General features: G+C 37.6%; 18 protein-coding genes. 15 read left to right on the top strand and 3 right to left on the bottom strand.

Annotated features, from left to right (window positions below; all coding sequences use genetic code 11):
- The first annotated feature begins 13 nt into the window (after positions 1-13).
- The 10 genes from NFS34_RS06435 to NFS34_RS06395 all read left to right on the top strand — a co-directional run bounded on the left by NFS34_RS06435 (position 14) and on the right by NFS34_RS06395 (position 9,157).
- Positions 14-3,373: a P-loop NTPase fold protein gene (locus NFS34_RS06435; protein WP_251359116.1), complete on the top strand. Its 3,360-nt coding sequence runs from the start codon at positions 14-16 to the stop codon at positions 3,371-3,373.
- Between the two features lie 159 nt (positions 3,374-3,532).
- Positions 3,533-3,967: a hypothetical protein gene (locus tag NFS34_RS06430; protein ID WP_251359115.1), complete on the top strand. Its 435-nt coding sequence runs from the start codon at positions 3,533-3,535 to the stop codon at positions 3,965-3,967.
- A 2-nt stretch (positions 3,968-3,969) separates the two neighbouring features.
- Entirely contained in the window at positions 3,970-4,275 is a 306-nt protein-coding gene (locus NFS34_RS06425) for a DUF4288 domain-containing protein (protein WP_251359114.1), read from the top strand.
- Between the two features lie 290 nt (positions 4,276-4,565).
- The gene (locus tag NFS34_RS11580; protein WP_285834453.1) at positions 4,566-4,688 is read left to right on the top strand and encodes a hypothetical protein; all 123 of its coding nucleotides are present in this window, start codon (positions 4,566-4,568) and stop codon (positions 4,686-4,688) included.
- A gap of 84 nt (positions 4,689-4,772) precedes the next feature.
- Complete coding sequence (locus NFS34_RS11575) at positions 4,773-5,873, top strand: RHS repeat domain-containing protein (protein ID WP_285834452.1); 1,101 nt, start codon at positions 4,773-4,775, stop codon at positions 5,871-5,873.
- Complete coding sequence (locus NFS34_RS06415; RefSeq protein WP_251359113.1) at positions 5,874-6,215, top strand: hypothetical protein; 342 nt, start codon at positions 5,874-5,876, stop codon at positions 6,213-6,215.
- Positions 6,216-6,335: 120 nt separating this feature from the next.
- Positions 6,336-6,671: a hypothetical protein gene (locus NFS34_RS06410; protein WP_251359112.1), complete on the top strand. Its 336-nt coding sequence runs from the start codon at positions 6,336-6,338 to the stop codon at positions 6,669-6,671.
- Position 6,672: 1 nt separating this feature from the next.
- Positions 6,673-7,890 carry a PfkB family carbohydrate kinase gene (locus tag NFS34_RS06405; RefSeq protein WP_251359111.1) on the top strand — a complete coding sequence of 406 codons (1,218 nt, stop codon included), beginning with the start codon at positions 6,673-6,675 and terminating at the stop codon, positions 7,888-7,890.
- A gap of 2 nt (positions 7,891-7,892) precedes the next feature.
- Positions 7,893-8,486 carry a 7-cyano-7-deazaguanine synthase gene (locus tag NFS34_RS06400; protein WP_251359110.1) on the top strand — a complete coding sequence of 198 codons (594 nt, stop codon included), beginning with the start codon at positions 7,893-7,895 and terminating at the stop codon, positions 8,484-8,486.
- Positions 8,483-9,157, top strand: coding sequence for a hypothetical protein (locus NFS34_RS06395; RefSeq protein ID WP_251359109.1), 675 nt, complete (start codon positions 8,483-8,485; stop codon positions 9,155-9,157). Before NFS34_RS06400 ends, NFS34_RS06395 begins: the two co-directional genes overlap by 4 nt.
- Here NFS34_RS06395 and NFS34_RS06390 read toward each other — a convergent pair.
- The 3 genes from NFS34_RS06390 to NFS34_RS06380 form a co-directional block, all read right to left on the bottom strand.
- Entirely contained in the window at positions 9,095-9,931 is an 837-nt protein-coding gene (locus tag NFS34_RS06390; RefSeq protein ID WP_251359108.1) for a hypothetical protein, read from the bottom strand. The two genes, NFS34_RS06395 and NFS34_RS06390, sit on opposite strands and share 63 nt — an antisense overlap.
- A gap of 23 nt (positions 9,932-9,954) precedes the next feature.
- Entirely contained in the window at positions 9,955-10,197 is a 243-nt protein-coding gene (locus NFS34_RS06385) for a hypothetical protein (protein WP_251359107.1), read from the bottom strand.
- Between the two features lie 291 nt (positions 10,198-10,488).
- The gene (locus tag NFS34_RS06380) at positions 10,489-11,469 is read right to left on the bottom strand and encodes a hypothetical protein (protein ID WP_251359106.1); all 981 of its coding nucleotides are present in this window, start codon (positions 11,467-11,469) and stop codon (positions 10,489-10,491) included.
- Positions 11,470-11,592: 123 nt separating this feature from the next.
- On the opposite strand from NFS34_RS06380, the gene NFS34_RS06375 reads away from it, so the two are divergent.
- From NFS34_RS06375 to NFS34_RS06355, 5 genes are all read left to right on the top strand, one after another.
- Complete coding sequence (locus NFS34_RS06375; RefSeq protein ID WP_251359105.1) at positions 11,593-11,823, top strand: hypothetical protein; 231 nt, start codon at positions 11,593-11,595, stop codon at positions 11,821-11,823.
- Between the two features lie 215 nt (positions 11,824-12,038).
- On the top strand, positions 12,039-12,428 hold the full coding sequence (locus tag NFS34_RS06370) for a hypothetical protein (protein WP_251359104.1): 390 nt from the start codon (positions 12,039-12,041) through the stop codon (positions 12,426-12,428).
- The gene (gene istA / locus NFS34_RS06365; RefSeq protein WP_251359103.1) at positions 12,415-13,959 is read left to right on the top strand and encodes an IS21 family transposase; all 1,545 of its coding nucleotides are present in this window, start codon (positions 12,415-12,417) and stop codon (positions 13,957-13,959) included. Before NFS34_RS06370 ends, istA begins: the two co-directional genes overlap by 14 nt.
- Entirely contained in the window at positions 13,959-14,693 is a 735-nt protein-coding gene (istB, locus tag NFS34_RS06360) for an IS21-like element helper ATPase IstB (protein WP_251359102.1), read from the top strand. Before istA ends, istB begins: the two co-directional genes overlap by 1 nt.
- An 11-nt stretch (positions 14,694-14,704) precedes the next feature.
- The gene (locus NFS34_RS06355; protein ID WP_251359101.1) at positions 14,705-15,460 is read left to right on the top strand and encodes a hypothetical protein; all 756 of its coding nucleotides are present in this window, start codon (positions 14,705-14,707) and stop codon (positions 15,458-15,460) included.

Below are 15,460 nucleotides of genomic sequence, written 5' to 3'. Positions count from 1 at the left end.
TAGGACGATAGTAATGGCGGAAAATACTTTCAATTTTGAAATGCTTTATGAACAAGTTTCCGAAAAAGATCTTTTTGAGGATCAAACGCATCAAAAAACTGCTGATACGTTGCACACGCTTATCGAGCAGTCGGAAAAAGCTTGTACGATAGGCCTTTCGGGTGACTGGGGAGCCGGGAAATCAACAGTGATTGAGTTGCTAAGGAAGAAGTTTCCAGATGATAGTACTTTATTTTTTCTGTTTGATGCATGGGCGCATGAAGGAGATCCTTTAAGAAGAATATTCTTAGAATCATTGATTAATCATATAGACCCTGACAATAAAGATGAAACTTTACAGGAAAACAAACAAAAAATTAGTTCTAAATTTAAAAAAGTAACGGTTAAATCAAAAAAACGGGCTTCTAAACTCGGCGCTATTTTGACTATATCAGGCTTGTTTGTACCTATTGGTATTGGACTAACAAGGTTAGTAAAAGATAATGAAGTGGTATCTCCTTTTCACAACAGTGCTGGAGATTTACACATCCTATATACAATCTCATTGCTATTAATAGCTGCGCCATTATTAGCACTTATAGGTTGGGCTATTTTTGGCGAAAAAAGGAAGAATAAGAAAAAGTTTTTGAAAATTTTCCCAAGAAAAGACTGGAGCTTTTTTAAAGTCACGTCAAAGGATAAATATAATCAAGAAATATTTGAAGATGGAGAGAAAACTTCTATTGAATTCGAGCAATATTTTAAAGAAATTCTTTCTAACTATATAGGAAGGGGAAAACGATACAATAGAGCTATAATTGTTGTTGATAATCTAGATAGAGTGGAACACGCAGACTTCTTAAAAATATGGTCAACGTTACAGTCATTTTTTCAAAATAGAAACCTCCCAAATAAAGGTAATGATTACATTAATAATACCTGGTTCATAATCCCATTTGATGAGCGAGGTCTTGAACAAATATGGAGCAAAAAAGATAGCGCCAGACAAGAGTACCAGGAAACAGTAAATAATAGTGAAAATGGAAATCTTTTCTATGAATTATCAAAGAGCAAAAACACTGTTGCTCGATCTTTTATTAACAAGTCCTTTCAGGTGTTGCTTGAAGTCCCTAAGCCAATTATGTCAGGCTGGAAAAGGTATTTGAGTGAACATGCTTTTAAAAGCCTATCAAGCTGGAGCGAAGAAGATGTAAAGGACATCGTAGAGCATTATGAAAGTTATATTTCTCAAGAAAAAAGAACTCCTCCAACACCAAGGAAAATACGTAATTATATTAATCAACTGGGTGTTCTAAAACTTAGATATGGAAGTGAATTTGAGTCTATATACCTATCAATCTACGCAACGCTTCGCAATGATTTGTCAAGGGAGGAATTGCAGGAAAAGTTGATAGGAAAGTCCTTACCAGCATATATCTATTCTGAAGATGAAGAGCTGCTATATCAAAAAATTTCTGCAATATTATTTGCAGTCAATTTAGAGAAAGGCGTTGAGCTATTGATAGCCCCTAAAATTAGTGATGCATACTACTCTGGAAAAATAGAAGTTATTGGCGAACTATTGTCTTCACATCCATCCGCATTTTGGATTGCATATAAATCAGTAAAGAGAGACTTGCTACCAAGCGTTCAAACCTCAGAGGATGGAAAGCTTAATTATTTATCAATATTAGATGAGCCGTTTAAAAATCACTTGCCAAATTTGGCACAAGAAAGACGTGCAATTCAAAGTGCGATAATTGGTTCTAAAGATTTCAACTATAAAAAGTTTGATTATGCGGATGAGTTCTTGAAGTTACTAAGAGTGACTCTTGATAGAGAAAGTCTTATTGACTGGTTAGAGTTAAACTTCAAGGATGGTATAAAGAAATGCCTCTCTGATTTTGATAAGACTGATAGAGGAGCACATCTTGAGTATCTATCAGATATAGAGACAGTAATAAATGCTGAAAATAAAGAAAAGCCTTCAAGACTATACTATACAAATTTAAATGTAGAAAAAGTGGCTGATTGGTATAACTTGGAGAAATCACTTGGTATAGAGTTTTCATTTGTACTACCAAATAAAAGCCTACTAAAAGATGCTACATCTTCTATAACCACTAGTAATTACTTAAATAGTGAGCTTTCTATAGCTTGTATGAAAGTCCTCTCTAGATACCCTAGATATTTTGAACAAGGTAGAGATGAATTAATTGAATCGCTAAATAATTGGGCGCTAAGCCCTCAAAGTACACCAGAGAATAAAATTGGATATAGTTTATTATTTCAACTATTTATAATTGGTACTGACGAGCAAAAATCTGTTATCGAGACTGCTGTCAGAAATTCTAACTTTATCAGCTACTTAACCAGTTATGTTCCTCAGCCGACTCCTGAAATTATTATGCTTCTAGCTTTAACACTAAAAGATGAGCTTTTAGCAAATAGCTATGTAAATGATGCTTATAAGAGTCAATTTAACCAAGAGTTAGATGAAGAATTTGTAGAATTACTCTATGGAGTGATTAGTGAGTACAGCCTATTTGAAGACCTTTGGGAGCTATCGCTTTACAAGTTTGCATTTTCAGGCCAGTTAATAATGCGTGCGCATAATGAAGGTGTTTTAAAGAATTACGTACCCGCGGTATTAACTTACAATCAAATTGACTGGCTAAAAAAAGGCTTCCCTAAAAATGAAATCACTTTAAAACTATTTGATGCGTTTTTATCGACTCATGATATTTCCGAAGTTACTGAGCATCTGAAAAGCTCCCCCTTAGAGAAAGATAATGATAAGGTGCTATATTTACTTTCAGTAACTAATTTTGACTTAGTGCGAGAGGTGGTTGTTGATATTCTTGCAATTTTTACTAAAGAGCAATGGGATTCGTGCTTCGAGAATAATTTTTATTATTTAGATATAGCAATTGAAAATGATTTGAAAGGCTCCTCTAATTATACTGAATCGTTTGAGGATTTCTTTAATATAACAATAAAAGAAAATAAAGAGACTGAAGAATGGTTCTTTGACTATTTCGAACAACTGCTAAATGTGGTAGCGTCCCCAGAAACGTCTATGTCTAATATAACATTAAAGTATTTTAGTCACTTGGAAGATTTATTGCGTGATGAATATTTCAATATATTTAAAGATCATTTTAGCAGTTATGTTAACAGGGTTAGTACAGAGCATTTAGATACCCGCATTTATGCCTGGCTTAAAGGAGAAAAATGGGAAAGGATTTCCTGGATAGTAAATGAAGCAAGGTTGAAATCATTTAAAGCAAATGACAATTTACAAGTTAAGATTAAAGACTTGCAAGCGATTACCGAGGATGAAAAACAGTCGGCGATTTTAAAAAGCTTAGCTAAAAGATTAAGAGTGAAATAAATCATGAATCTGATTTAATAAAGTGCCTAGAGGATATTTTTAACCTTCGAGGGTATTTATTACAGATAGACGGGGTCGTAATGCCGTTTAGTTTACAACTACTTTAGGGATTACGACCCAAATACGGGGCGCTATATTCAAGCAGACCCTATAGGAATTATGGCTGACTTCTCATTAACACCCCAGTTAAGAAAAGTTTATAATGATGGCTTAGTTAACCCAATTGATTACTTTGGTTCATTAAATCATCTATATGGATATGTAGATCAAAACCCAGTTATGGGTGTTGATCCGACAGGACTATCTTCCGAGAGAGCAGGACTTATGGCAGCAATTGGTCGAGGAGATGTACGTTCTATTAGGATGTTTATGGACTTAGTTACCGATCCTAAGTTACGTGCTGCTGGTCAGAAGGCTCTAGATAAATTTGGTTCAAAAGCAAAAGATTGGATTGGGAAAAATTGTAAAGGTAGTATTAATAGAGAGTTCCCACAACAATTTAGGGATATGACCTTAGAGCAAATTAGAAATGGTCGTGGAGCTGATTATAAGAAAGCTTGGAAACTTTTAAATGATAAGAGGTTTAGAAAATAACAATGTACTATTCTGTTAATGTACTTTTCAAGTCAACACGATCAGATTCTAAAGAGCCGTTATGGGAGGAAAGGATACTCCTTATAGACGCTTTAGATGAAGATGAAGCCGAAAGACTTGCAATTAAATTATGTGAAAACGAAAAAGTAAAGTGCTCTACTGTAGATGGCTCTGATGTTGAGTGGAATTTTTATACAGTCGAAAGAGCATATGAAATTCAAGATTCAATAGAGCACGGTACGGAAATCTTTTCTAGGTTTATTAAAGAAAGAGAAGCTTTGGGTTTACTGGAGCCCTTCGAAGAATAGTCCAAAGATTCTTGCAATGTTATTTTGAATAAAAGCCTCTTCGGAGGCTTTTTTATAGCAAGCGTAGGTCAGGGTGAGCTTGCGAACCCTGACGAAATAAAACCCTAGTGACGCTGCTTCCAGCTTAGGCTTGTTAAAATATATTTTACAAGCCTCGCTTGAAACTCAGCTACCCATAAATCCTAACAGCTTTATGGGCTTTACTGCGTAAAGCTGGGGTTTATTTTTAAAAGTTAGTCTATTACTTAAGCATAATGATAGTGATGATAACATAAGGAGTAAGTTTATTGATGGGTGAGAAGGTAGGAATAAAAACAGACACCGCTCGCGGTGATAAAGCGTTTCGGCCAGAAGCGCCTGATATACGCCGGAAATTGCATCCCTGCATTTCCGGCACTTCCGCCAATCCCTAGCGGTCGTTTGATAAAAACGACAATATTACCAAAATAACCAATGGCTACGTTTCAGCCAATACCCAAACCTACGGTTACGATACGGTGAATCGTTTAACGAGCTCTAATTCTACCAATGCTGGCCATCAGACTTATAATTATGATGCGGTTGGGAATCGCACCAAGCGTTATAAGAACGGTGCTTTGCAGGAGACTAATACTTATGCTCCAACCAGTAATAAGCTAACAAAAATTAACAGTAGCAGTATTACTTATAACAGCAATGGACAAACTCGCACCAAAGCTGGCGCGACTTTTAACTACAACGCTGAAAACCGTTTAAGCTCACACCTTAAAAGCGGCGTCACCACCAGCTTTAAGCATAATGCGCTGGGGCAAAGGGTTTATAAAAGAAAAGGTAATGATATTAATTACTATTTCTATGACGAAGCCGGTCAATTGATAGCAGAGTACGCTATCACTGGAAAAATTTGGAAAGAATATATTTATCTGCATGGCCAAGTGATTGGGTTTACCCGTAATGGCACCCTCTATCATGTACATAATGACCACCTAGGTCGTGCCGAGCGCATTACCAACTCAAGCAAAACCACCGTATGGAGAGCTAACAATAACGATTTTGATAGAGTCGTAACCACCAACTCAATTGGTGGATACAACCTCGGCTTCCCTGGACAATACTACGACCAAGAGACAGGCTTGTATTACAACTACTTTAGGGATTACGACCCAAGCACAGGGCGCTACATTCAAGCCGATCCGATTGGGCAGTGGGGAGGAGAAAATATTTATCTTTACACAAATAGGCCTTCTAATGAAATTGATATTTATGGATTAGCGAGCTCTTTATCTGCTTGTATGAACCCGAGAATGTGGGGAACCTGCATGGAAGCAGGTATGATGAACTCTCCGCGCTTTATAAACTTAAAAAGTCATGCTCTTAAGCATAGTCGGTTGACTCCAAAAAAATATTATAATCAAGCACTAAATAATATAAAAAATGGTAAGCCATTTAAGTTTAAGCACGATGGACAAACCAAGCAATGTTTTGTTAAAAGAACAGGTAAAGATAGTTTTACAATTACATCTACAAGTGCAAATGGTAAAGTGATATTCACCCACTTTAACAACGCTACTACTCAGTATTTACGAAATCTAGGCATTACACTGCCGAAGGGGTTTTAAATGGCAACCTGGCATATTGACGAATTAAAGGATGCACTTCAAACGCAAGAATATGAATTCCTTTGTGTTCTTGATGGAGACGACTATAGAATTACAGGCTCTTGGTCATTAACAAAAAATGATGTTGAGTTGATCCTGGATTTTGAAGGCTGGGATGAGGGTGGCCTGTATGAACTGAATCGAAGTTTTGGTTGTAAATTGCGAGGTGTGGATGAAAAAGGTTTATACCTTCCAAAACATAAGCCTAAGCCCTCTAAGCCTAATGCTTTAAAGCAATGGGAGTCAGAGTTAAGAGAGTTCTTAGAAATCTTAGAGACGTACGTTAATTCTAAACTGCATTAATCAAAGCCTCTTCGGAGGCTTTATATTGATTTAAATTATTTTTTTAATATACTTTCTTTCAAAGTACTCGAAGAAGTACTTAAGAAAAATAAATTAACCATATAGCAAAAGGAGATAACTATGTCTGGTTCAGGTTCAGGCTCCCCAGGAAATTTCGGTGGTTTTGGTAAAGCTACTGTAGATTGTTCTCAATTTTCTTTCGAAACCCATATCAGCAGCCCTGATGGGAACGTTATAAATACTTTAGAAGCAGGTATGATTCTCACTGTCACTTTAGAAGTGGAGAATGGTATTGAGGCTGTTCAGGTATCACATGAAGGTAGGCGTGTCGGAGGGTTGGTGCAAAATGCAGATAAGCTTAAGCAATGCTTAGCTCTAGAATATCGTTTTACTGCAGTTATTAGAGAAATTAGTGGTGCATTAATTTCTATATTTGTTCAATCACAAGGACGTTAAAATGGGAATTCATGTCATTGGAGGTGCCTACAAAGAGTATTGCACCTGGCCAAGCTATACATCTTTGCAGGGCTCTGCAGGTCGAGCAGCACTCTGTTTAACACAAATCGATTCATCACTTCCAATAACGTTGCATTCAAGATTAGCTCAAAAAGATGAAAATGAATTAAGAGCTCTTTTTTTTGGTAATGCGAATGTTTCCCTAAGCTTGGATAATTGTGACGAGACAGTGTCGTTTGATTATTTTCACCCTTTGGCAGAGCCAAAAATTCTTCCTTCGCCAATAAATGAAAACCTCTCTGGTTTCACACCAAACTTACCTGCTTCTGCTGTTGCTGTTGTTTTTGGAATGATAGATGCAACACCAATAGTTTCGGCAAGCACCGTTATATACGACCCTCAAAATACCTATGATCCTCTACTATTTTCGGAGACAGGTGGTATAGCGGAAAAGTTGGTTTATATTACCAATCAAAATGAGATTAAAATTTTCGGTGAAAAGAAAGGCGTGTCTCATACTTCTGTTGAAGATATGGCAAAGTGGCTGCATTCAACCGAAAGTGCTGAGGTAGTCATTGTAAAATGCGGGCAACGAGGTGCTTATGTTTACTCAACAAATGAGTCAGGTTGGGCTTTACCATACGAAACAGACTCTGTATCTCCAGTGGGCTCAGGGGACTCATTTGTAGCTGCCTATACTTATTATTGGCATATATTAGGGTGCTCAGCTTTGAAAGCAGCTGAAAAAGCTAGTGTTGCAGCGGCGCACTATGTCAGCACTGGGGTTATGAATAACGTGCAAGGTCTTGAGGTTTTCCAACAGTCATTGACCCCAGTTAAAGCAAGCAAGAAGAAGGTGTATTTAGCAGGACCTTTTTTTACGCTATCTGAATTATGGATGATCAATGAAGCCAAGTATTATATTGAGTCGTTTGGTATGGAGACATTTTCGCCATTTCATGAAATCGGTATTGGTACGGCTGATGAAGTTGTGCAAAAAGATATAGATGCTATAAAAGATTGTGATGTTATGTATGCAATTTTTAACGGTACTGATCCAGGAACGCTCTTTGAGATTGGTTATGCTATTAGCTTAAATAAACCTGTAATAATTTTAGCTGAAAACCCAAAAGCAGAAGAATTGAAAATGTATGACGGCTCTGGCTGTAAAATATTTGGTGATTTCAGCTCCTCCATATACAGGCTTTCCTGGGTATAACAATGGAAGGTATTTTATTATCTGGAGGCTTGGACTCTACGGCATTGGCATATTTATGTAAGCCTGATATAGCATTCAATATTGACTATGGACAGAACTCTGCAGCAGCAGAGAGAAATGCATCGAAAGCTATCTGCAAAGATTTAGGAATTCAACTGGTTGAAATTGATATTGATTGTAAGAGTTTAGGAAGTGGCGATTTATCGGGCAAACCCTCTATTAATCAAGCTCCCGAGAGTGATTGGTGGCCATATCGTAATCAACTCCTTATTACCCTTTGCTGTATGAAAGCTGTTTCAATGGGTTGTAAGCAGATATTAATTGGGACAGTTCAGTCTGATGTATATCACGCGGATGGAACAATCGAGTTTATTGAAAAAATTAATCAACTTATATCTTATCAAGAAGGTTATATAAAAATAAAAGCACCAGCCATAAATTTATCTGCTACTGAGCTAATTAAAAAATCCAAAATTCCATTTAATTTATTAGCATGGGCTCACTCTTGTCATAAGTCAGTAATACCGTGTACGAATTGCAGAGGATGTAATAAGTATTATGCAACTATGCAAGAAATAGGTTTCTTTAAAGAATGAAATTAAAAGAGCCTGTAATAAGAGAAGCTATTAAGGTAAGAGCTCCTTTTAAGTGGGATGTGATAAGTACAATCGAGTTAAAATACAAGCAATGCGATATTGATAAATCATTTAGAAGGGTTCTGGAAGAAAGGCACTCTGAAAGAAACTTTACCAAGGTTGGAATAGAAGAAGTGGGTAAACTATTTTATTTGGTAAATAGAACGAAATCACAGTGGACTAATGAATACTCGCAACCCGTTGAAAAAAGAAACTATCCTTCTCCTGGGGCTCTTCACAGCATTTACTGTTTGATAAGCAGTATTAATGACGATGGTTGGTATTTGTATAATTCTAGAAATAACTCTTTTGATTTGTTAAAAATTGATACGCCTGAATTGGCGTGTTTTAAAAAAAATTGCTTCAAGATGCTAGCTGAAATTAAAAGTGGTTACTTGGTTTGGTATCTCTGTGATACTAATAAGTTATCTAGTAAATACAAAAATATTACTGGGCTTGCTTTTAGAGAGTCTGGCGCTATAAGCGCCATTCACTCATTAACTGCCGAAGCCATAGGCCTATCATTTTGTATGCTAGGGATTCATGGGAATGATGCAGCTCAATCAATTTCAAGCGAATGCGAGCTGCTCGGAGTTGGAGCTGCTATTGTCGGTGGAAGACTGGGCATTTAATTGATTATTTAGTTTGTTTTTCATAAGGTTTAGGGCGGAAGTAGATGCCTGCATTTCATACCACATCAAGGCGTCTAATTCAGAAGTTCTAACATCCATAGAGTGCGCTAGCGCAATAAACTTTTCTTCCAATGATAAATAGTGTTTTTCGATAGTTGTTTCTGCATCAAAGAACCCACCCAATACCCCTGCTCGATATATATGGATGTCGAGTATTGCAACATCATCTGCATCAAGCCAGTTTCTAGCTACCCAAGACGCGGTTTTCAATCCGATACCTTTTATATCAGTTAACCAGTTTCTGAGAGATAAACCCGTCTCACATGGTGCAGATTCATTGGTGATTTTTTTTAATGCACAATGCAAATATTTAGATTTTTGTTTTGCAAATCTGTACTTGAAAGTTTTACTCTTTAGATCAATAGGTTGTGATAACCAGTAATAGAGTTGCTCTTCGGAATGAGCCTCACCGTTAAAAGCTCCTTTTTCTTTCATATGCTCAAATGCTGCTAACCCATTCGCTGCAGGTATTCCATGGCCACCTAATAAACATGCGCCGATCTCTTCAATTAGGGAATTTCCTAGTCTATATTTTATGGCTGCCTTGTTTAATCTTGCCTCCATGATTCTATAATACCAATAAGCCACAGTCGGAAATCCAGCAATATTTCCCCACTTTACATTGGGCATGATTTCCTCATTCTCACTAGGTAGTTCGAATTCAAATAATCTGTCTCCTACCTCTATAAAAGCTTTTTGACTATTGCTGATCATAATATTCACTCATATTGATAGTGTTAGCTTTCTGTAATCTTTTTTTCCCAATCTGAGAAGGGAACAAAGTGAGGCGTATATGTCCCTCTACGCCATTCTTGCAGTGTTCTATAGCTAGGACATTTCCCTTCTCCTAGTGCTCTCATTAATTTCTCATGGATATCTTTCAATGATAATCCTGCGCCGTGTGCGGCCTTAAAGAAGCGTTTTGCATCATTTGTTTTTGCCAAATTTTTTCCTAAAGGTCTGCCGATCTTTTTTGTCATATTTAATTATTATATGAAAACACATTTATACAGTATCTGTATAAATTAACCAAATGTCAATACTAAGGAAAGGTGTAAAGCCATCGATATAAACGGTATTTGAACTGCTAATAGGCTGGACAGTTAGTTATAGAAGAATGGGCAGTAAAAATTCAGTGCGCTGGGCAGTTCTTTCTAGCGAGGTGGTCAATTTGATGTGGTGTATACAAGTGTAAATACTAGTATATATGACCAGTTCGGCTAGGAAATATTGACCACCAAAGTTAAGCTAAAATGCCCACTCATTAATAATTATTGAAATAAAGGAAGGTGTGCAACGGAATATGTTTCTATATTTTTTTCGTATACATCTCTTAAACAAAAATAGAACCGAAAAGCAGCGTGCAACTCTGACTTTTTATGGCGAGGTAATTCATAATATTTATTAAGAATATCCAGCTTCCTTTCTCTTGATATGGTGTCATCAATCACTTCTATGGCTTCTAAATATTCCAGCAGATCTTTATTTTCATTTACCCATCGAACCATATGGTAGGGTGATGGATATTGGTACTTATCATAAAAACTAAGTTCCTCTGGTAAATTAAGAGGAATAAAAAATCTTTTAATAATACACTCGTAGAGAAATCTAGCAGTGTTAGGTTCATCAAAGGGTGGGAAACTACAAACGTTAACCATGGTGTTCATTAAACACGAACGGTTATCAACGAAGCTTATAATTGAGAAGTTGAATTCATCTTCCGCCATAAGCAACATGATCACATTCAAAGCATCAATGGTACCCTTACGCCTCAAAAATAAACGTATACGATCATTTTTTCTTAAATCTTTTCTTTTCCAGTCTAGTCCACTAATTCCAGTAGGGTTGAATAAAATTTTCTTAATATCAGGGCTCGTCGCTGATAGAGCGTCATTGATGTACTCTTTACTAACTCTCTCCGTTACTAATCTCCAAAAAGGCATGTTGTAGATATATTCAGATGATGGAACTTCTTTGTACGCCTTATCCAAGGTTTTTAGTGAAGGAATTCTAGTACCGTTAAAGTACTTATTCCAATCTGTTGGGTGAGTTGTGCCTTCTGTTTTATGTATGAATTTATCGTCACCAGAAAAGTGTTTTTGTAGAGCATAAATAGATTTATAGTTTAATGCTTCTTTTAGGTATTCCACCCAAAGTTTAATTTTAAATTTTTCAACCCTCTCAAGCTCTGTAAATCTGCACTCTCCATCCTTTGGAGTAACATCGCCGTGTATAAGCTCTTGATTTTCCATAATATTTTAATTCAAACGAGTGTCTTTTTGTTACCTCATACGACACCGTACTACAAACGTTGATTGTTTTTTATACTATCAAGTCACGTTTTCCGAATTTTAATGTTGTGTGGAGTATTGCTAATGACAGCAAAAGATATCGAAAAAGACATAATTAAACTTCATGGATATGTCATTGGTAATGAAGACTTATCAGCATTATTAGGTTTTAAGACGATGGGGGCATTTAGACAGGCTATTAGTCGAAAGAAGGTGCCCATAAAAATTTTTAATATCGAAAACCGTCGTGGCAAGTTTGCTTTAGCAAAAGATGTAGCCCAGTGGTTATTTAAACAGAGGTTAACAGCAGAATGAACTAGGTGAGTCCCAGATAAGGAAAAGCCGCTTTGAATATGTGGTTCAATGCGGCTAATCAGATTTGTCTTAGGTTCGCCCCAGACATTTCTATCTTTCCATATCACTAGATACCCTGTCAAGTTGGTTGAAGGCTATCTCTCACCCTAAAAAACTTGAGTTTGTAGCGGCTAGTTATAGCTGCTGATAACTCGTATAACGGAGAGATAGCAAAAATGAATCGAAAAAAATCATGCGTTTCTAAAATAATTGCAGAATTAATCTGCTCAACCAATTGGTCTAATAGAAAAATTGGCGCGATGTCGGGCTGTTCTAATCGAACAGTTGGTCTATACAGAAAAATTATCACTGACAAAAAGTACTCCTGGTCTTATTTAAAATCAATGAGTCGTAACGAGATACAAGCGCTTTTTAGTAAGAGACGGGCAAAGAGTATTTTTAAGCGCCTCCCTAACTTTGAGCAGATCAAAGAAGACCTAAAAAATAGTAATACCAGCTTAAGAAGGCTATGGGAAACTTATCATGACAAATACCCTAAGACGGCCATCTCATTTAGTCATTTTGTAAGTGAATATCAAAGAGAGTTAAAAAATGGTTCGGAGTAAATTACACGACCATGAATTAATGCTTCGATTGATTTGCGATACTAATTTGTCGAACCGAAAAATTGGTGAACTATCGGGTTACTCTCATAACACTGTTGGTCGGTACCGTAAGATTATCATTGCCCAAAAATACTCTTGGTTACAGTTAAAACTGCTGAACCATGACGATAGAAAAGCTCTTTTCATAAAAAAGCGTGAGCGTGACCTTAGTAAGCGGATGGCAGACTATAAAAAAGTCGAAGTCGAACTTAGAAACAAAGGAGCTAACCAAAGAAATATTTGGGAAGCCTACTATGATGAAGACCCAGCGACGGCCTATTCCTTTAGTAGCTTCACTTACTACTATCGACTCTACAAAGTTAAGAATGACATCTCAATGAAGATCCGCCGTTATCCAGGCGAAATAACCAATGTGGATTTTGCGGGCTTAACGATCCCTTACTTTGATAGAAAAACAAACAAGAAGCATTATGCTCAGGTGTTTGTGTCGGCAATAGGCATATCATGCTTGATCTATATGGAGGCTTGTCCCAGTCAAAAACGCAGCGTTTGGATAGCCGTTCATAATGAAATGATCAAATATTATGGTGGCGTTAGTGAGGTCGTGACTTGCGATAACCTTCGACCTGCTATTGATAGAGCAAAAGGTAAATACCCAGCTAAGGTAAATCGAATTTACGCAGAATGGGCTGCTCATTGTAATAGCGTCATTATTCCTGCTCGTGCTGGGCACCCACAAGACAATGCTTGCGCTGAGGCCGCCGTCAAAAAGGTTACTTATAAAATTATCTACAAACTTCGATCAAGAACTTTCTATAACATCGAGGAAATCAACGATGCGATAAGAGTTCTTTTGGAAGTAGTGAATAACATGCCATTTAAAGGCGGTATGTCTCGCCGTGAGCTGTTTGAGGAGTTTGATAGACCCATGCTAAGACCAACTCCTGAGCAGTTGTTCGAATACTTCGAGTGGATCCCAGAGCGCAAAGTCCCTAGACAATTCTTACTGCGAGTTGAAGGTCACGACTACTCAGTTCCTTACACGCTTCGGAACGAGTATGTGGAAACCAAATACAATCATAAAAAGGTTGAGTTTTACCACAAAGGCTTGTGCGTAGCATCGCACAAACGTAGTTCAGTCAAAGGTGACTTTACGATGAATAAGAAGCATCAACCTGTAAATCATCAGATCTATGGGTATCTCAAGCAAGACTATCTTGAGTGGGCATTGGGTGTTGGCAAATACACCACTCAAGTCGTCAATCAACATTTTGACGGCTATCAGGACTACTCAAAAATCCCCCGTGATGCTTGCAGCTATTTAAGAAAGCTTTATGAGAGCAGCTCTGACAAAAACGATTTTGAACTAGCTTGCCAATTCTCTTTGAAAAAGTCTCGACCATTGTTTGCCACTAATATTGAGCGCCTTATGAAAACTAAGCCATGGCTCGATGAGCGAGACGATGACTTTATTCCTCAGCATGACAATATTCGAGGAGCTGAGGCCTATACAAACGGAGGGTTACATTAATGAACTCTAATGACATTGAAGCACAGTTCGCAGAAGCAAAGATGCCTGCCGCCAAAGAGCACTATAAGTTGTTAGTTCGCTCTCCTGACTATCATCGCATACCTACTAATGAGGTGATATTTCAATTGCTTGAAGCTGAGCTGGTGCATCGCAAGCGCACTAAATTTGAGCGCGACTTAAAAGCATCCAAAATCAAATACACCACAGCGGTTACGGAAAACATTATTTTTGATAGTAGACGTAATTTAGATCGTAATGTTTTGCTGCCTTTAGCTCTATGCGAATGGGTTAAGTTTCATCAGAACGTGGTGGTTATAGGTCTTACTGGCGTAGGTAAAACTCATATTGTTTCTTGGCTTGGCATTGAAGCTATCAAACAAGGTTATCGAGTCGCATTTAAGCGCTTATCGACACTCATTGATGAGCTTGAGCAAGCCAGAAATGAAGGCGAGTCTTTACAGTATCGCAAAAAAATAGCCCGCTTCCCCATTCTTATAATTGATGATTTTGGCCTTGCCAAATTAACAGCCCCAAGCCGTAGAGACTTGCTGGAAATTATTGAAGATAAAACAGGGACGGGCTCAATCTTAATTACTAGTCAAATGCCAGTTGAAAAATGGCATCAATACATTGGCGATCCAGCAATTGCAGACGCCATTCTCGATCGACTAATTCATAAAGCACATATTATTGAGATTCAAGGTGAGTCAATGCGCCGAGATACTAAACACTAAAGGAGATTATTATGATGGTTTTAAACAGTGAAAGCGGTAACAGCTACTACACGCCCATTTGCAGCGAGTCTGGTGACATTCTAAGGCAGCAGCAAGGGGTTTCTCGGCTAGATCAAACAATCGGTAATGAGTATGTCGAGGAGCAACATTTGATGTTAGCCCAAGACTTGGACGCTACCGAAAAGCTTAAGGCTTTTGAGCTTTCAAATTATGATCTGATTGAGCAGTTTCATTTGGGTTATGCCGATAACAGTTTTTTAAGACGCTACTCTAGATATCGAGGAGAAGATCTGACTCCTATTAGCGCCTCACTCGGTCGTTTAGGGCTATTAGATAGTACTAAGCAAGAAGTACTTGAGGGATGCATGATATTTCCCCTATACAATGGGATCTATTATATCCCTGTTGGGGTTTATGGTTATTGGCTAGAGCCAAAGGAAGGCGTTGAGTCTGACTTATTGCGGTTGTGGAACCAAGATGCAGTAGGCGTATTTAACTTGGATGCGTTTAACGCCTTTTCTGACTTAATTGTATGTCAGAACCCTGTGATTGCTTGCCAGTTGATTGAGCGTGGTCATGAAAATGTCATTGCTGCTATGGGCAACGGTGATACGGTGGAGCAGTTTCGTCAGCTCTTCAAGCATATGCCGACTCAATCCATTCGCATTATCTCTAATGGTGATCGTTACGGGCAGTATTGGGCAGATCAAATCACAGAAGCTATGAGGCTTCTAAATATCGATTGTGCTTTTTACTTCAATGCTTAA

The organism is Kangiella sp. TOML190, from assembly GCF_023706045.1.
GTDB lineage: Bacteria > Pseudomonadota > Gammaproteobacteria > Enterobacterales > Kangiellaceae > Kangiella.
This window is presented reverse-complemented; position numbering and strand designations above follow the sequence as displayed.